At 48.3% G+C, this 18,267-nt stretch carries 15 protein-coding genes; 7 read left to right on the top strand and 8 right to left on the bottom strand.

Translation table 11 applies throughout. From position 1 onward, the window contains the following. Positions 1 to 35: 35 nt before the first annotated feature. The 3 genes from BWK47_RS08265 to BWK47_RS08255 all read right to left on the bottom strand — a co-directional run bounded on the left by BWK47_RS08265 (position 36) and on the right by BWK47_RS08255 (position 3,307). Complete coding sequence (locus BWK47_RS08265) at positions 36 to 557, bottom strand: late competence development ComFB family protein (RefSeq protein ID WP_162328280.1); 522 nt, start codon at positions 555 to 557, stop codon at positions 36 to 38. Between the two features lie 180 nt (positions 558 to 737). Next, positions 738 to 950 carry an Hfq-related RNA-binding protein gene (locus tag BWK47_RS08260; protein WP_162328279.1) on the bottom strand — a complete coding sequence of 71 codons (213 nt, stop codon included), beginning with the start codon at positions 948 to 950 and terminating at the stop codon, positions 738 to 740. A 104-nt stretch (positions 951 to 1,054) separates the two neighbouring features. Beyond that, positions 1,055 to 3,307 (bottom strand): hybrid sensor histidine kinase/response regulator, encoded by a 2,253-nt coding sequence (locus BWK47_RS08255; protein WP_162328278.1) that lies wholly within the window; start codon positions 3,305 to 3,307, stop codon positions 1,055 to 1,057. Positions 3,308 to 3,498: 191 nt separating this feature from the next. Between BWK47_RS08255 and BWK47_RS08250 the strand changes: the two genes are divergently transcribed. Together BWK47_RS08250 and BWK47_RS08245 are read left to right on the top strand one after the other, a co-directional pair. After that, on the top strand, positions 3,499 to 4,053 hold the full coding sequence (locus BWK47_RS08250) for a cobalt chelatase (RefSeq protein WP_162328277.1): 555 nt from the start codon (positions 3,499 to 3,501) through the stop codon (positions 4,051 to 4,053). Between the two features lie 143 nt (positions 4,054 to 4,196). Beyond that, complete coding sequence (locus BWK47_RS08245; protein WP_162328276.1) at positions 4,197 to 4,955, top strand: DUF928 domain-containing protein; 759 nt, start codon at positions 4,197 to 4,199, stop codon at positions 4,953 to 4,955. Here BWK47_RS08245 and BWK47_RS08240 read toward each other — a convergent pair. Further along, positions 4,886 to 7,684, bottom strand: a complete 2,799-nt coding sequence (locus BWK47_RS08240) for a CHAT domain-containing tetratricopeptide repeat protein (protein WP_237269970.1) — start codon at positions 7,682 to 7,684, stop codon at positions 4,886 to 4,888. The two genes, BWK47_RS08245 and BWK47_RS08240, sit on opposite strands and share 70 nt — an antisense overlap. 150 nt (positions 7,685 to 7,834) lie before the next feature. Between BWK47_RS08240 and BWK47_RS08235 the strand changes: the two genes are divergently transcribed. Both BWK47_RS08235 and hisF read left to right on the top strand, forming a co-directional pair. Continuing rightward, on the top strand, positions 7,835 to 8,581 hold the full coding sequence (locus tag BWK47_RS08235; RefSeq protein WP_162328274.1) for a FecR domain-containing protein: 747 nt from the start codon (positions 7,835 to 7,837) through the stop codon (positions 8,579 to 8,581). Between the two features lie 213 nt (positions 8,582 to 8,794). Further along, positions 8,795 to 9,592 (top strand): imidazole glycerol phosphate synthase subunit HisF, encoded by a 798-nt coding sequence (hisF, locus tag BWK47_RS08230; RefSeq protein ID WP_162328273.1) that lies wholly within the window; start codon positions 8,795 to 8,797, stop codon positions 9,590 to 9,592. 30 nt (positions 9,593 to 9,622) lie between these two features. On the opposite strand, the gene BWK47_RS08225 is transcribed toward hisF, so the two are convergent. Continuing rightward, positions 9,623 to 10,354: a glycoside hydrolase family 24 protein gene (locus tag BWK47_RS08225; RefSeq protein WP_162328272.1), complete on the bottom strand. Its 732-nt coding sequence runs from the start codon at positions 10,352 to 10,354 to the stop codon at positions 9,623 to 9,625. Positions 10,355 to 10,625: 271 nt separating this feature from the next. On the opposite strand from BWK47_RS08225, the gene ribBA reads away from it, so the two are divergent. Then, on the top strand, positions 10,626 to 12,296 hold the full coding sequence (gene ribBA / locus BWK47_RS08220) for a bifunctional 3,4-dihydroxy-2-butanone-4-phosphate synthase/GTP cyclohydrolase II (RefSeq protein WP_162328271.1): 1,671 nt from the start codon (positions 10,626 to 10,628) through the stop codon (positions 12,294 to 12,296). A gap of 52 nt (positions 12,297 to 12,348) precedes the next feature. Here ribBA and BWK47_RS08215 read toward each other — a convergent pair whose 3' ends face one another. Continuing rightward, on the bottom strand, positions 12,349 to 12,678 hold the full coding sequence (locus BWK47_RS08215) for a fluorescence recovery protein (RefSeq protein ID WP_041425821.1): 330 nt from the start codon (positions 12,676 to 12,678) through the stop codon (positions 12,349 to 12,351). 142 nt (positions 12,679 to 12,820) lie between these two features. Next, a complete protein-coding gene (locus tag BWK47_RS08210) occupies positions 12,821 to 13,774 on the bottom strand; it encodes an orange carotenoid-binding protein (protein WP_162328270.1) in 954 nt (317 codons plus the stop codon). A gap of 344 nt (positions 13,775 to 14,118) precedes the next feature. Here BWK47_RS08210 and BWK47_RS08205 point away from each other — a divergent pair, with 344 nt between their 5' ends. Further along, a complete protein-coding gene (locus BWK47_RS08205) occupies positions 14,119 to 16,209 on the top strand; it encodes an EAL domain-containing protein (protein ID WP_010872810.1) in 2,091 nt (696 codons plus the stop codon). Here the strand turns inward: BWK47_RS08205 and BWK47_RS08200 are convergent. Beyond that, a complete protein-coding gene (locus BWK47_RS08200; protein ID WP_010872809.1) occupies positions 16,206 to 17,318 on the bottom strand; it encodes a TRAP transporter substrate-binding protein in 1,113 nt (370 codons plus the stop codon). The two genes, BWK47_RS08205 and BWK47_RS08200, sit on opposite strands and share 4 nt — an antisense overlap. Before the next feature lie 101 nt (positions 17,319 to 17,419). Between BWK47_RS08200 and BWK47_RS17055 the strand changes: the two genes are divergently transcribed. Further along, positions 17,420 to 18,178, top strand: coding sequence for a Uma2 family endonuclease (locus tag BWK47_RS17055; RefSeq protein WP_237269968.1), 759 nt, complete (start codon positions 17,420 to 17,422; stop codon positions 18,176 to 18,178). Positions 18,179 to 18,267: the final 89 nt, after the last annotated feature.

Genomic DNA, 18,267 nt, shown 5'->3' with positions numbered 1-18,267 from the left:
GCCTATGGCAGTTCTTAATTTGTGCTATTTTGCCCTCAATCGTGGGCTAGGGCTTCCAATAACAATGCCATTTGACTGATCAGATCCTGTTTCACTAATGGTTCTAGGGGCTTACGGTCAGCGATTTGAGGCCGATCAAAATATCTGCCCAAGCCATCTTTCACCTGTTGTTGAATAAGAAACTCCAGTTCTTCAGAGGCCCGTTGCCGTTGATATTCGGCGCCCTCTTCGGAGGTGGCGTACAGTGGTGGTAGACGGTTGAGGGCATAGGCGGCAATGTCGGCAATATCGGGTTGTTTTTCCGTGGTCTTCTGATATTTAGACACCTGGGAAACCACCTCAGTGAGGACCATTTCCTCCATGACGTTAATAAATTTCTTGTGGGGCATGGCCACCACGTCCCCAGCCAACAGGGCCGCCATCAGGCGATCGAGCGCTTCGTATTCCCCTTGGTCTAAATCCACTCCACTTTCACAAAGACGTCCCACTTCTGCTTCCATAGCGGGGGTGAGGTATCCATCCTGGAGGGCTTTAGCGAAGATTTCTTGGATGCTCATGGGGGGGCTTAGTGCGGGTTAGAAGGGCTGATTGGCGGAGGAAAAAAGTACAAACTTATGTGGCAGATGGTGGTTATGGTAGATTAAGCTCAGTTTTATCAACGGGCCATAAAGAAATGGTTTGACAATGTTGCCTAATCGTCCCAATGGCTATAACTGCTTTGACTAGATGATTAATTCCTAACGGCGGGGAGTGATGTAGGCGATCGCCGCTAGGCGCACAATGGTGGAACGCTCAGAGTCATCGACTAGCCCTAGGCCATCGGTATCTTGCCAACGAATGGTGCCGAAGAGGGAATCCCCCGTTAGTAGTTTGATTTCCACCGGGGTTTGATCCTTGATCAAAAGCTGTACTTGGCGGACACTGGGTAATCCGCTATCAAATTTGCTCATCGGTTTTCCTGCAATTCCCCTCAATCTTAATATCTTATCGGTATTTCGAGGATAGAAACTCCAAAAAACATTAATCTATAGTCAGAGCATTAATCGTAGAAAATTTAGCGGAGGGGTTCCTGCTGGATACTCTGCACCCGTTGTAAAAGTAATTCTGGCTGGAGGGGTTTGAGCAAGTAATCGTCAATGCCCTTTTGGGATAAGGCCTGCCACTCCGCTGAGGATAGGGACTCACTCAGCAGAAAAACCGTTACCTTACTGATGCGCCGGGACTTTTTAATACCCCTGGTCACTTCCGTTACATCGACAAAATCCCCATCCACAATAATCAAACCCGGTTGTAACAGTTCCACCTGCTGCAAAGCATTCGTAGTATCAATTAACCAAATGACCTGATAGTTAGCCACAGTTAATAATTCACAAATCAGCGTGGCAATTTCCTCATCCTGTTCGATGACAATTACACTGGAATTAAAGGGCATGGCCGCATCCAACTTATCCTGCACTTGTCCCTTGGTGGCTGGGGGGAAATTCTGCTGGGGGATTACAGTGGTAAAAATTGTCCCTTGCCCAGGGCTAGATTCCACTTCGATATACCCGCCATGGAGTTCCACCAACTGCTTGGTTAAAGCCAGGCCGACGCCACCGGTTTCATAGAAGCTAGTGTAGCTGTCCCCCGCCACTTTAAAAGCTTCAAATAACACCGGCAACTGTTGTTCATTGATGCCAATGCCCGTATCTTCCACCTGAAAAATAGCCTGGTTACTTTCTTTCCAAATGCGGAGGATAACTGTGCCTTCCGCCGGAGTAAATTTCAGCGCATTATTGAGCAATTGGGTCAGAATTTGGTCAAGTCTTTCCTGATCAGCGCAGAATTGGTCCTGGCCCACATTAATTTGGTAATCTAGCTCTAAATTAATTTGTTGTTTAATTGCCACCCCCAACAGGGAGTGAATCACTGTCTGGGCTAGGGTATGCAGGGAAAAAGATTGACAGTTAAGCGCTGTTTGGCCAGATTCAAGCTGGGATAATTGAATAATACTGTTAATTTGATCCAGCAGTTTTTTACCATTTTCTTGGATATTTAGCAGGTAATATTGTTGCTTAGCTGGGGGTAGGGAAGCGGGATGGTCGAACCATCTTAACAAAGTACCAGAAAGCCCAATAATACTAGTCAAAGGAGTGCGTAACTCATGGGAAATATTATTGATAAATTGACTTTTGAGGAGGTTAGCTGCCTGGGCCGCCATGAGGGTATCCCGCAACTCTTTGGTCCGCTCAATTACTCGCTTTTCAAAGTTATTTTTTTGTTTTTGCACTTCGCTATACAGCAAGGACTGGACGATCGCCACAGCTAGGTGTTCGCCGATTTGGCCTAAAAAATTCTTCTCGCTATCCAACCATTGCCGGGGGTGGTGACACTGGTGGGCAATCAACAAGCCCCAAAGTTGTCCTTCAACAATAATGGGAGCAACTAATTTAGCCCGGACCTGATAGCGTTGCAGCAGCCCGACTAAACAGTAGGAAGAAGAGTAGTGATTTTCAATGTCGCTGACCGCCACCACGGCGCCCTTAAGATACTTCTGTTCGTAGCTGAAGACCTGGGAAAAACAATCGTTTTCGGTCATGATGCCCAACATGGTGTCAATTTCTGGCGATCGCCGGGCTTCGTAGGTCACCTCTCCATATTGCTGGCGGGGCCTAGGGGCGGGAATTTGATTTTCCTCGAGCGGTGTTAGGGATGGTTGGCTGTAATGGAATTGGTAAATAACTAGGCGATCGACAAAGAGAAATTTTTGCACCGCCGTCACCGCATTGTTGAGGATTTCCGACAGGTCTAAACTTTGGCGAATTTGGGCAATAACCTGGCTCAAAAGTTTAACTTGACTAGCCTGCAAACTGTCCTGGAGAGAAGGCTCTGGGGAAAAGCTGGTGCTGTCGCTATTGAGAATTTCTAGTAGCCCCAGGGTCAATTGTTCGGCAATGGTGGGACCAGATGGAGTCTCTGGCCGGTGGGGCATGGCTTCCGCTACCACGGGCAAATTTTGCTTGTGAATGAAGTCTTCGATGATACCCTGGGCAAAAGTGATGGACACCGCATAATGGTGGGGAGAAATTTGTTCTCCTTCCAACAGGGCCCATTGCCCTGGACTAACCAGGAGGGCAAAACGGTGGTCAACCTCTGCCTCCAGCACCGATGGCCCAGGGGGAGGCTTCAAACTACTGGGCAAATCCCCCACAAAACACTGCACCCCATCTCCTGTTTGTTGGGCCAGGGTACGCCAAAAACGGAGCAAGCGTTCAAAGGTGACAGCAGGTAAGAGTCGACGGAAAATGGGGGAAAAAGCGGGTAGCATGCCGAATTGAACATAGACTGGGCGGCGGCATTCAACGACCAAGCCCCATGGATTTCTATTTCCATCATGCCTAGGTTTTTGCCTAACCCGTCAAAATCTAAGTATTTTTAAAGATCTAAGATTTTTTTAAGGAAATTATTTATCTAGCCCTTGTCAGTCCATGGATTTATCTCCATATATTTTCAACTATTATGCATCGTCTTGCTAGTCTTCCCGGTGGTTGGACCCCGGCCATGGAAGGGGTTATTATCGTTGAGCAAACTCCTGCGCCGCTAATTTTTTTAACCGCCGCCGACACTGATATCCAGGCGATCGCCAGGGTGTGGCCCCGATTGCCCGGGGATTTTCCCGATCTGCGGGTTTGTAATCTGCTGAATTTGCAACAGTCTTTTTCCCTCGATGACTACGGCGATCGGGTATTGGGCCAAGCAGAGGTAATTGTGGTGCGGCTGTTGGGGGGAAAAAGCTATTGGCCCTACGGCTTGGAAGTATTGGGGGAACTAACGGTAACCAAACCAGATCTGAAATTATTTGTCTTGCCGGGGGACGATCGCCCAGATCCCTCCCTGATGAACCAGTCCACAGTGCCCCTCACCGCAGTCCATTCCCTGTGGCAATATTTTGCCGAGGGGGGAACGGATAATATTCGCCATGGCTTGATGTGGTTGGGGGACTACGGTTTTGGTCGCAATTATCGGCCCCCTGCCCCCCAAATGGTGCCAAAAGTGGGGATTTATCGTCCTTAGACAATTCTTACTTCACTGTAGGCCCCCTAACCTCCAGCCAACGGAATTTTTATTGGTCAATCCCGCCACTGAACATCCCCTCGTTACCCCGGGTTGACCTAGGCTAAGCTGGAACCATAATTCCTCAAATTCCCAAATTCGCCATGGTTAATCATCCCTTGCCGCTTTTTTTAGCCACTGCCCTAACCTTTACCGTATCTGCCCCCCAGACCATTGCCTCTGGCGTTGATGATTTATCCTTTAGCCCAATCCCGGGGGAAACCCTGATTAGCTTGAAATTTCCCCAGGCTGGCGATCGGGGCACCACCCAAAGCTCCGGAGGAGGAGGCACTAGGGGCGGCAGTTGTTTCACCCAGGCCAACACCAACCTCAGAATAGTGGCCCCCAGCCAAGACACGTTTACCGCTACGGCCAATCCTAGTTTGTTTGTTTATGTACCCGCCAACAAAGGAGTGGAAGGGGAATTTGTCCTAGTGGATGGGGCCGGGGAATTAATCCATAGCCAAACCGTGGCGGTGCCCAGTAAGGAAAGTATTTTGGCGATCGCCGTTCCCACAACCGTAGGGTTAGAACCAGGCGGGGAATATGCTTGGGCATTTGCCGTTAATTGCACCATTGACAACCAAGTGGTGGGCAGTGCGGTGGAAGCCGGGCTCGTGCGCCAGGAATTAGATGTTGAGATAACAGAGCAAATTGAAGAAACCAATGAACCTTTGAGCAAAGCCAATCTCTATGCCAACCAAGGTATTTGGCAAGATACGTTGATGATTGTGGCCAGTCTGCCGGAACAACGGCAGGAATTGGTAGAACTGTTTGATTCCGTGGGTTTGGGTCAATTTAGCGATGTGCCCATTCTTTTTGTCGGTACCGATGAAGCCGGAGACGTTCCCTTGACCAACTGATTAGTAGGGCGTAAATTTTGCCATTCCCCCTGGAGAGTGAAACCGGCCCAAAAATAGGGGGAAGCAAAACGGGGGTCTTCCTTCAATTTTTGTTTGGCCCATTGCAAGGCGGCGGCCGGGGGCATTTGCCGTTGCAGTAAAGCCCGGTAAAACTCCGTCATTAAACGGGCGGTGGCTTCGTCATCCACACTCCACAGGCTAACCACGACCCTAGCCGCCCCGGCATACATAAAACCTCTAGTCAGGCCAATTAGTCCTTCGCCCCGGATTTCCTGACCAAGTCCTGTTTGGCAAGCACTGAGCACCACTAAGTCCGCTGGCAGGTTAAGGTTAAAAATATCGTACAAACGCACGAATCCGTTGATGGGTTCCCCCTCTGGATTGAGTAGGGAAAGGACCAGTCCCGACAGTTTAGGATTTTTACTGTTGAGAATGCCGTGGGTGGCAAAGTGAATAAAACGATACTGCTCTATGGTGTCGGCAAAAACCCGGGCCCTGGTGGCTTCAAAGCCTAATTCATTTAAACTAGCTTCCGGGGGAAAGAGGGCCACCAATTGTTCAGCTTCCTGTTCAGTGTAGGGGAGTCGGTCAAAATAAACCCCCGCATCCCTAGCGGACAGTTCCAAATCCACCGGCAAATTGTCCGGAAGACGGGCGATCGCCGTACCCAACCTTTCGTCATTACTGGTGAATACTGGATCGGCAAACACCGCTAGCAAATTGGGGGCTGGTTTCCTTTGGGCTGTATTTTGCCGCAGAATGCCTAGGGTGGAAGCAGACGGCATGGTAACCAATTCGTGGCGATCGGTTAAATAGGTGGGGGGCTGGCCAGGAGGATTGTCCGTCACCAAGGCTCCAAAGGGCAGATATTGCAACACGCCGTCGGGCACAATCAGCAATCTTTTTCCTGCAATCATTGCCGGATCTGGGATTAACTGACTATATAACTGGGCCCCTTGATTAATGGCCAGGGGGCGACGAATCCGCTGGGTAGGCTCCAAAAAGGATTGGCGAAAGGTCTTAATGGCCTCGTCCAACTGGTCAGCGCCGGGAAGTACGTAACTCCGCAGGCTAGATTCACTTACCACCCAGAGATAACTGCGCTCTTTGCCCAGGGCGTATTCCAACAATAGGGTTTCATTGTCCAACAGGGCTTGGATTTGGGGTAAGTCCAATGGTCGGGGGCGGGTAAGGGCGCTATAGTCGGGATTTTGTCGCTCAATTTGCCCTAAAACTCGGTCATACCGTTGCAATAGATCTGTTATGGCCTGGTCCAATTCCCCTTGTTTTTGTGGATCATAATTAGAACTATATAACTTAATTTTCTTTTCCTGGAGGGTATTGAGTTGCTGTTCAATGGTTTCTTTTTCGTTTAATAACTGAGAAGAAATTCCCTTGGTGATTTTTCCTGGAGTTTGGGCCAAAATATCCAACAAAGATCGAGCTTTAGCGGATTCACTAACCACCAAAGCTTTTCCATCCCAGCCTTGATTGGGTTGCCGTTGATGCTGTTCCATTAACAGGTCAATATAAAACTGATAATAATCCTGTTTAGAAGCTAAAAAGCTAGCCCTTAGATCGTCGTTGCCAATGGCTTGTCGTAGATTTTCCAGTAAATAAATGGCCTGTTCAATTTCTGCCATGGCCTGCGGTACTTCTCCCTGTTGCTTCCAAGCCACCGCTAACCAATAGCGAGTTAAGCTTTCCTTCAGGCGATCGCCAGTGGTTTGTCGTAGTATTAAAGCCCGTTGATAATAATTGATCGCTGTGGGTACATCCCCCTGCAAAAAAGCCAGGTAACCCAAATTATTTAAGCTGCTAGCCTCGCCGTTTTTATCCCCCAACTGTTGCCAGATTATTAATGCTTTTTGGTAATTTTCTTGGGCTAAATTTAATTGCTTATTTTGCACCTGCATAAAAGCGAGGTTATTTAATCCTGCCGCCTGGCCCCGCACAAGATCCGGTGTGACCCGATCGCCAAGGTCATGGATCAAACCTTGCCAATGTTGGAAAGCACTTTCTTCCAGGGCTAAAGCGCCTTTTAGATCTCCACTGGCTAATTTCACCTGGGCCAAATTATGTTCAATGCCAGCGATATTACCCCGGTTCCCCAAGGATTGGGCCTGGGCCAAAGCTTTGTTGTAAAAATACTCGGCCTGAGTTGTTGCCCCCAAAGTCAAATACATTTGCCCCAACTCATTCTGACTAATCACCTCCCCCGTTTTAAAGTTGGCTTGTTGCCAAAGGGGTAAGGACTTTTCCAAGCTTTCAAATGCCTCCTGGTAGTTACCCTGTTGTAATTGCAATTGGGCGATCGCCACCAGACCATTAGCCTCCGTTTGGGTATCTTTCAAGGCTTGGGCGGTGGTTAATAACTCTTGGTAACAGGCCAAGGCCTTTGTCGGGGGAGCCAACTGACGCTGAACCAAACAAAGAAAATTTAACGTGACCGCTATCTGGGGTAAATTATTTTCCTGCCGCCAGAGGGCCAAGGCCTCTTCCCAGGAACTTTGGGCCGCTTGAAAATCTGTTAGGTTACCCTGCTGATAATGCTTGAGACCCTGATTAAAATATTGCTGAGCAGTGGTGATCTTAGTTTTACTTTCTCGGTTCAAGATAGCTTCTGGGCGAGACTGGGCCAAAGATATGTGGATCCATTCCCCGCCCCCAAAAACACAAACTGTGACCACAGAGGTAAAGGCTAGGTTGAACAAAAAACGCACTACCATGACCACTTTTTCTCCAATAAAATGCGTTGATAAACGGCTAAGATAGAAGCGAAAAATTTGCCTGTGTCGTTTATTCCCAGAGAAAAAACGACTTTCCCATCCCTTAAACGATTTTACGTCCCCCTACTGATCCTTTTCCGGTGCCATGCCATGATTACCCCCCCCAGCTTGCCCAAATCAAAATTTCTTAAACTAACTGCTCTCGGTACTTCTGCGCCGTTACTCGCCTTGGGATGGGCCGTGGCCCCCAGCCAAGCCCAAATCAGCCAAGCAGTGGTGCAGGAAATCATTGACGGTCCCCAGGTTTACATCGAAGAAATCCAGGCAAAAGTGGATGACCAAGCGGAATTTGGCCAGGAGATAGTGACCAAAAAAGCTAGGGCCGGAATATTGTTCAACAATGGGGCGGCAGGAAGATTGAGCGAAAATGCCAGCGTAATTGTTGGTCAATGCGTAGAGTTGGAACGGGGACAACTTTTGGCCAGTGGTCCTGTCAACGGTTGTATGGCGGGGGTCAGTGTGGCGGTGACTGGCACAGTGTATGTCATGGAAAGGAATGAAGGTCAATCTGGGGAAATTAAGGTTCTGGAGGGGGCGGTGTTGGTTAGTGATCCGGAAAATCCACAGCAAAGAACTCGGGTTAAAGCGGGGGAAAAGGTCAGTGTTTTGGAGGGCATCCTCGGTTCTGTGATTCCCATGACTCCGGAGGAGTTAGTCGCCCTTTTGAGTGGTAGTTTATTCAACGGCTTTAGCATTCCGATCACCCCGGATGGCGCTTTGCAGAGTATGTGCTCCAACCTTTTGCCCGGGCTGAGTTGTTCCACCGGCGGAGTGAGCTATTCTCCCCCTATCCCCAGTTTGCCTGTGCCCATTCCTTTGCCTAGGTTTGGTTTCTAAATCAATAGTCAACAGAAAACCTTCCCCTCAACTAAGTTGCTGGGAAAATGTATTTGTCGGCCAAGGGACTTGGATGGGGAAATGGAACTTCACCGCCCCATTCGAGCTTAATCTTTGGGATAGTACAGACAAATTGCCGGGTTCGAATGTTTTAGTTGCTTCGTTTAATTCACATTGACCACAATTTTTGTTTGAAATATTTGCAATAAAATTATGACCTTAGCAAAACGGATTTTGCCTTGTTTAGATGTCAATGCAGGGCGGGTGGTCAAGGGCATAAACTTTGTTGATCTCCAAGATGCCGGGGATCCGGTGGAGTTGGCCCGGGCCTATAACGAAGCGGGGGCAGACGAGTTGGTGTTTTTAGACATCACTGCTACTCACGAGCAACGGGACACCATTATTGATGTGGTTTATCGCACTGCGGAAGAGGTGTTTATTCCCCTAACGGTAGGGGGCGGCATTTCTACGTTGGAACATATTAAAAATCTGCTCCGGGCTGGGGCAGATAAGGTGAGTGTTAATTCCTCTGCTGTGCGGGACCCGGACTTTATTAGTCGAGCTAGTGACCGTTTTGGGCGGCAATGCATTGTGGTGGCGATCGATGCCCGTCGTCGGTTAGATGCGGATAATCCCGGCTGGGATGTGTATGTGCGTGGGGGGCGGGAAAACACCGGCCTAGATGCGATCGCCTGGGCGAAGGAAGTGGCCCAACGGGGAGCGGGGGAATTGTTGGTCACCAGTATGGACGGGGATGGTACCCAAGCAGGTTACGATCTAGCCCTCACAGCGGCGATCGCCGAACAGGTGGAAATCCCGGTGATTGCTTCCGGGGGAGCGGGCAATTGTCAGCACGTGTACGAAGCATTCACGGAAGGTAAGGCTGAAGCGGCCCTGTTGGCTTCCCTGTTGCACTATGGCCAACTCACCATTGGGGAGTTGAAAGCGTTTTTAGAAGCGAGACAAATTCCAGTCAGGCACGCTGCGGTCCTTGGCCAAGGGGGGAACTAGGAAAAGATTCCCTGCTTTTGCTAAATCCCTTCAATCCTGGTGATGGTGGGCCAAAAGCAATTCTTCTTGCAACAACTTTTGATAAAGTTCCGGTAAACGTCCGGTCATCACATTGTCCTCAATGCCGTAGCCCAAACTAGTCCAAGTGGGGGAAAGATGGCGCAAAACCTGGTCTAGATTGCCCGCCCGTAATTGAGACCCAATATCCATTCCCCAGGCTTTGGTATCAGCTAGCCAACGGTAAAGCACTTGGTCCTGGTACTCCGGCTCAAAGCTATAATTTTTCCAGAGCAAAAATTTCTGGGGCTGGGGATGATATTTACCCGCTTTTTCAGCCCAGGTGGTATTCAAAAACTGGTAACGCCCAGAGGCAGTACTGCAATTGCCCCGATTCGGCCCCATAAAAATTTTGACGCAACGGTTGGGATGTTCGCTCAAGTCCTGGACATGCTGTCCCCCATAAATAACGTTATAGGGTTGGGGCGTATTGGCTTCACTAGCACTGATGGTCCGCATCAAGGCCCGCAGATAGGGATCCCCCCCTTCCATCACTAGAGGGGCGATTTCCACCGAACTGGAGAAAGAAGGTAGTTTTAGCTTCGACCAAGGGGACTGCCACAGGGCCACGCCTCCCCAGCCCAATAAAACGGCGATCGCCACGGTCCAGGGCCAGGGGGAAGCTAACCAGGGGCGACTTTTAGCCGAGGAAAGGTCGGATGGGGAGTGGGAATTGGGGTCAAGCAAAAATTCGCGGTCAATCATGGATGGGGGCCAGCGGAACCAGGGCGCTTTCCATCATAGGACTCTAGCCATGGCAGAATAAGTTTCCCTTTTTTAGAGAAATTCATCCCCTACGGCGAAGAAACCAAAGCCTTCCCAGAAAAGCTTTAAAATAGTTAACAGAGCTGCATTGTTGCAACAGTCAATCTTCTGCGACCATCGTTGTCAATTTTCCTCCAGCTCCTTAAGTTTTAACTTTTTCCTTTTCTGCACCTTGAACGTTTCTGTCCCCCATGTCCCGTCCGATTTACCGATGTTTGATGCCATTGATGCGGCCCTAGCTGACATTAAAGCGGGCAAGGCCGTGGTGGTGGTGGACGACGAAAATCGAGAAAATGAAGGGGATTTAATCTGTGCGGCCCAATTTGCCACCCCTGCTCTAGTTAACTTTATGGCAGTGGAAGCCCGGGGCTTGATTTGCCTAGCCATGACTGGCGATCGCCTGGACGAATTGGATCTGCCCTTGATGGTCAGTAAAAACACCGACAGCAACCAAACCGCTTTCACCGTCAGCATTGATGCAGCCCCCCATTTGGGCGTAACCACAGGGATTTCCGCCGAAGACCGGGCCCGGACGATCCAGATTGCCATTAACCCCGTCACCCGCCCGGAGGACCTTTCCCGACCTGGCCATATTTTCCCTCTGCGGGCCAAAACTGGGGGAGTACTGAAACGGGCCGGTCACACCGAGGCGGCAGTGGATCTTTCTCGCCTAGCAGGACTCTATCCAGCGGGGGTAATTTGCGAAATTCAAAATGCCGATGGCTCCATGGCCCGGCTGCCAGAACTGGTGGAATATGCCCGCAAATATGACCTCAAACTGATCAGCATTGCCGATTTAATCAGTTACCGACTCCAACACGACCGCTTTGTGCAACGGGAAACCATCTGTGAATTTCCCAGCCAGTTTGGCGAATTTAAGCTCTATGCCTACCGCAATTTGCTAGACAAAACAGAACACATTGCCATTGTGAAGGGCGATCCTAGTGAATTTGGTCAACAGCCGGTGATGGTGCGGATGCATTCAGAATGTTTAACGGGGGATGCCCTGGGTTCTCTCCGTTGTGATTGCCGCATGCAACTCCAGGCGGCCCTCAAAATGCTGGAAAACCATGGTTTGGGGGTGGTGGTTTATCTGCGCCAGGAAGGTCGAGGCATTGGTTTGGTTAATAAGCTCAAGGCCTATTCCCTACAGGATTTGGGCTATGACACCGTGGAAGCGAATGAAAGATTAGGTTTTCCGGCGGATCTGCGGGACTACGGCATGGGGGCGCAAATGCTCAACGATTTAGGGGTAAAACAAATCCGCCTAATCACCAATAATCCCCGTAAAATTGCCGGACTGAAAGGCTACGGTCTAGAAATTGTCGAACGGGTGCCCCTGTTAATTGAGGCCAACGACTATAACTCCCATTACCTGACCACCAAAGCAGAAAAACTAGGGCATTGGTTAGTCAAAAACTATCTGCTGGCGATCGCCATTAAATTTACTCCCAACGTTGCTTCGGCCCAACAACGGTACGAAAAATTGGAAAGAATCCGGGCCCTGTTACAGGGAACCCCCCTCATGGTCCATGAAGACAACCGCCCCGTGGCGATCGCCCTATTTGGCAAAAATAGCCTAATTTTCCACGTCGGCCTAGACCAAAACTTACCATCGGGCCAGCCTTGGCAAAAGCATGACCATTCTCCCTACCCCGCTTTGGTAAAGGATTTTCTCGTACAGCTCAAACAATGGCCAGACCTACAGGCTCTAGCATTCCTCATCGCCCAAGGGAAAGACCCCATGGAAACTCTCCAAGTCAGTCTGGACCGGGAAAATTTACCCTTTGCCGACCTCACCGCCGACGCCCTAGACCAATGGCAGCCCCAAACAGTGTACACCTACAGCAAGCAAGGCAGCGGAGAAATGACTAACAGATGAATTCCATTTCCCCCCAGGAACATAGTTGTGGAGTTTTAGATATTTACTAGAATCACAGCCGGGCCAGGGCCTTGATTTTAGATTGCTTATCGGCGGCTAAAAAAGTCAATTCCTCCGCTTGCACCAGACCTTCCTTGAGCAGTTGGGCAAAAACAAAAATAATCACCGACTGGCGATCGTCGTATTTGCCATCGATTTCGTGGCGTTTTGCACTCAAAAAATCATGGAGTTTCCAAAGATCATCGATCTGCGTAATTTGGGAAGCTTGGGCTTGCACCGTTGCCAACAGTCCATCCAATTCTCTTTGGTAGGCCTTGCGGAACAGGGCATGGGCAGACTGGGTTTCAGCTTGGGACCAAGGTGCTTCGGCGGTTTGTAACATTAACTTATGATATTGATTTGTAATTATCATTACCATAATAAAAAAAGTGAGCCTGCTCTGCAACGAGAAGCCCACAGTTATTAGTATTTTGGCTGCTTGTCCGACCGACTATGGCAAAGACAAAACTCTGAAGGGAGTTATTCTAGCGAGCAAAGTTGAGTAATTCTTTGGGGGAAGCAAGGAGGTCGATCGCCACAAAGAAAATTTTACCCTCGGGGTTGAGGAGGAAGCGCCAGGCGATATTCATGCCCACGTTGCCACCAAACCAAGGGGTTTGAACCTTACCGGTAACTTTAATTTGGGTGAAACCATCTTCAGCGGGTTCAGTAACCCCCCGTTCCGGGATCAATTTCAGGTTTTGGCACTCTTCCCGGAAAAAGCGGAGCACATTTTCTTTACCGACAATGGGCCGTTGGAAGGGCGGTTGGAGGGCACCGTCGGGGGTAAACAATTCAATTAAGGTGTCGAAGTCATTGGCATTGAGATTGTCCATGTAGTTGAGGACAGTGGCATTGGTCACCCCTTCAATGGAAACTTTAGTGCGGCTGGCGGTATCTTGGGGAGGAACTACGGGCTCAGCGATGCGTTTGCCGTCCTTACCAGCGGTGAAGCCCATGTCCACCACGGCATTACGCAATACGGTAATTTGTTGACCGGATTCTAGGCCTTGGATTGTAGCTAGCACTGCATTGGCATTGGCAGAAAGTTGGTAACCAGCAGGAATGGGGGCGACAAAGCCCTGCTCCATCAATTCGCCTAAACGGTACCAGAAGCCAAGTTTAATGTTGGGGGACCAACTGGCGTAGGTGCGGCACAGGGGAGTGTCAGCTCGGTTGGCCAAGTCACACATGGCCTGGGTTTGTTGGAGGGGCCCCATGGCTTGAATTTCCTTGAGGGCATTTTCGGCCAGTTGCATGCTGGCGGCCCCAGGGGCGGCGATCGTAAGGGTTTTACCCATTTCTAGGTAAGCAAACCAAATCAGAGCTAATTGATCTTCGGCATTGAGTTGGCTAAAACGGGCGATGGTAGCGGGTACAACGTCGGCCGCTAGGGTGTTAGGGAAAATCCCGCGGGCAGAGTCAATGGTGAATGGCATAGGTTTTATACGTGAATCAACTTTCCCCAGAATTTACCATGGTTTGGTAGCCCCCTTTAGGATCGGAAAACCGAATGAAAACCCAGATTTTTTCTAAAAGTTTGTCCTAGCTTGACAATAATAGGACAAAGAATATAGTGGCTGAATAATTATTGTGTGGGCTACTATTAGTTGGGGAATCTAAATGATGGCATCAACGGATACAAATCAGATTGTTCTATTATTTATTTCCTCTCAGTGGTAACTGGTTGGAGTGGTGATCAATAATTGTTCCCTAGTCGCGACAATAGCCACTCTCTAAAACTATTTTTCTTCAGGCTCAGCTTTTTTCCTGTAACGCTCCTATGCTTTATCAATTGGTCGTTGATTCACCCTCGTTTAAAAAGGTCATTCGTTTACAAAATTCTTGTTATTCCATTGGCCGTCATCCGAGCAACACCATTGTTATTCCTTCTCCCCAAATTTCCCGTCGCCACGCCACCCTAATCAAAAAAATTAATCCTAATTTAGATATCTCCTTCCACATCATTGATGGAGATTTAGAAGGTCATCGCAGTCGTAATGGAGTGTGGGTTAACGGTGAATCCCATCTAGATTATGAGTTGGTGCATGGAGACGTCATCGCCCTATCGGAAGATATTCAAATTTTCTATCAGGCCATCCCCACCGACCCCAAAGATACTATCTCCGGCGGCGGCGATCGCCAGCGGTTAACCCCAGATCTATCAGAGCATTTTCCCCAGGAACAATGGGACATCACTCTGATTGGCCACGAGGATGACTTATCCCAACTGAGCCATGAAAAGCTATCTAAACTGGCCGCCTGTATTGAATATAGTCCCTACCCCATGGTGGAGATCGATTACTTCGGCAACTTGACCTATCTGAACACAGCTACTAAGGAAAAGTTTCCCTCCATTCAGAAAGATTCCATGGCCCATCCCCTACTCAAAGATATTATTCCCCAAAGGGAAGATACTCCCATTTACTATCTCCGCACTAGAGAGGTACAAATAGGAGATAAATTTTATGAGCAACATATTCACTATCCCGCCGAAAGTCAGTTTATACGTAGTTACATTTTCGATATCACAGAGCGTAAAGTAATTGAGCAATCAATTCATTACCAAGCTTTTTATGATCCCCTAACGGACCTGCCCAATCGCTTTTTGTTCAAGCAAGAATTGGGTAAAGTCCTAAGTAACGTTCAGAATCAAAGCAGTGTTTTAGGTTTAGTGCTTTTAGGTTTCCGAGAACTGCAATCTTTAAATGACTTGCTGGGGCACAGCGTCGCCGATGAAGTACTCAAAATTATCACGGAAAGATTATCCGCCCATGTGAGATTAGAAGACTTACTTTGCCGGTGGCGTGGAGATACCTTTATATTATTAATTCAATCCTGCCGTAACCTCGACGAAATTGAAGTTTTTGTGCGACGACTGTTGGCAGTGCTAAAAAGACCATTTTTCATTGCTAATAATCCCCTTTACCTCCAGGGCTATGCGGGCATTGCCTGTTATCCCAACCATGGTGATAACGTGGAAATTTTGCTGAACCGAGTGGGAATAGCATTAAACGAAGTTAAGGACATCGGCAGTCGGCAATACTGCTTCTATGAAGAGTCCATGAATAGTGACCATTTAGAAAGAATTCAATTGGAGCATGCCCTACACCAGGCTTTGGAAAGGGATGAATTCTTGCTTTATTACCAACCGATTATTGATGTGCAATCCGGTCGCCTTTGTGGAGTGGAAGCTTTGATCCGTTGGCAACATCCCATTCACGGTTTAGTATCCCCAGGATTATTCATTGGTTTGCTGGAAACCACTGGCTTAATTATTCCCGTGGGCGAATGGATTATGCGTACGGCTTTTCAACATTTCCACCATTGGGCTCCGGCGGTAGACGATGATTTTCGCATTGCCATTAATCTGTCTCCCCAACAGTTCCAAGCTCCGGATTTGTTGCCAACAATTTTACGCATTTTGGCAGAGTCTTCCCTCCCTCCCCATCGCCTTGAGGTGGAAATTACCGAAAATATTGTCATGCAGAACGTCACAGCTACCCAAAATCTTCTCAATGCTCTGCAATCCCACGGTATTCGGCTTTCTATGGATGATTTTGGCACTGGCTATTCTTCCCTTTCCTATCTTAAAACCTTTCCTTTCAATACCCTGAAAATTGATCGTTCCTTTACTAAAGATATCCTCCACACCCCCAAGGATGCTGCCATTATTCAGGCCATGCTGCTGTTGGGCAATGGTTTTAATTTAAACATTATTGCTGAAGGTATAGAGGAGGAGCCCCAAGCTCGTTGTCTCTACGATTTAGGTTGCCGAGAAATGCAAGGTTATTGGTTTAGTCATCCCCTTTCAGAAGCAGAAATTACGGCTTTCCTAGCAGAAGGCAATTTCCAAAGATTTTGCCTCGGTTAGGGAGCTTTTTCGACGAATTTAGTATAGCTAAGTTCATTGATTGCATTCCAACTAAACATTTGACTGCGGAATGTTTGCCATTGTTGATAAATTTCCTTAAATTGGGCATCTTTACTGGCAAATTCTGCTAGCAATGCTCGGGAAGTTTCCTGGGCTACTGTTAAAATTTCTGGAGAAAAGGATTTCAGAATTGTGCCTCCATCCAGTAATGTTTTCAGGGCAATGCTATTAAAAGTTTCATAACGGGATAGCATCAATAGATTGGCACTACGGGCCGCTTCCTGGAAAATAGCTTGGTATTCCGGCGGCAATTTCGCCCATTGGCTTTGGTTTACCAATACGTCCAAGCTGGGGCCTGGCTCCCACCAACCGGGATAGTAATAGTATTTGGCCGCCTTATTTAGCCCTAACTTTTCGTCGTCGTAGGGCCCTACCCATTCCGCTGCGTCAATGGTGCCCCGGTCTAGAGCTAGGAATAGTTCTCCCCCAGGAATCACCTGGACGTTGACCCCTAGTTGAGCCATTACCTGCCCTCCCAAGCCGGGAATCCGCATTTTTAAACCCCGCAAATCCGCTAGGGATTCCACTGGCTTTTTAAACCAACCAGCCATCTGAGCCCCGGTGTTACCGGCGGTGAAGTTAATGATATTAAAGTCGCTGTAAACTTTTTGGATCATTTCCAACCCCCCCCCGGCATAGAGCCATGCATTTTGTTGTTGGGCCGTCAAACCAAAGGGCATCACGCAGGCAAAACCCAGGGCCGGATTTTTCCCGATGTAGTAATAACTGGCAGTGTGGCCACATTCAACAGTGCCATTTTGTACTGCGTCTAGCACCTCTAACCCCGGCACAATTTCCCCAGCGGCGTAGGGCGTAATCTGGAATTTGCCCCCGGTCATGGCGGCGATCGCCTTGCAGAAGTCCTCAGCGCCCCCAAAAAGAGTGTCGAGGGATTTGGGCCAACTGGTGACCATGCGCCAACGAATATTTGGTAGTTCTCCTCCAGCGGTGGCTTGATTATTGGAGGTGGTGGCCTTGCCACAGGCAACTAAACCAGCAGCAGTTCCAGCGGCGATCGCCGATTGGCCAAGGAGTTGACGGCGTTTCATAGGGGCGGGGGATTAAAAATATGATTGAAGGGATTTTCCCACAGGTTTACGGCGATATTCGGTCGATTTTGGAAAACTTGTCTTTAATTTAAAATCTAAATGTGATTGTTGATCAACCTAATGGCGATCGCCAAATTGGCGGCAAATTAACCATGATTGCTTCGCCCGACCTCCGACCGACCCCATTGACCCCAGAGGAATATCTAGCCTGGGAAGCGAAACAGGAAATCTGCCACGAGTACATTGACGGGGAAATCCTAGCTATGACTGGTAGCAGTATTCCCCACGATGATTTGGGTATTAATTTGCTGGGTGTTCTATTACCCCACATTAAAAGTCGGGGTTGCCGGCTCAATATGTCCGATGTCAAAGTTCAGGCTAAAGGAGGCGATCGTTACTTTTATCCCGATTTAGTAATTAGTTGTCATCCCCAGGATCTCAGCGCTACCCAATGGATTCAACATCCGAAGGTGATCATTGAAGTACTTTCCCCCAGCACTGCCAACTATGACCGCTCCCGCAAGTTGAGATACTATCGACAAATCCCCAATTTGCAAGAATATTTATTAATCAATACTGACCAAATTTTGGTCGAAGTTTACCAGCGACAAACTGCTGATATCTGGGTTTATTGTGACTATGGCAGTGATGAAATTTTTCATGTTCCCAGTCTGGAATTTGACTGCTCTGTTAACGAAATTTACGAAAATATTAACTTGGAAATCTTACCGGAAGAGTCGGATATTAACAAAGACATATCCCTCTTTCATCAATCTAGGCAGAAGAAGAATAGAATGTATTCCATGAATTTAGCAAATACTTTAATCGATCTAGCTTATCAACCTTGTTGTAAAGTTTAGTTAACTCATCCAAAACATGAACAAATGGAAATACTTTTAACCACTTTTTGATAAGATTTATTGCATTAAATACAGAGATCACTAATCGT

Source organism: Synechocystis sp. CACIAM 05 (assembly GCF_010222815.1).
Taxonomy (GTDB): Bacteria; Cyanobacteriota; Cyanobacteriia; order Cyanobacteriales; family Microcystaceae; genus Synechocystis.
Note: the sequence above shows the minus strand (reverse complement) of the source record. Positions and strands in the feature narration are given on the sequence as shown.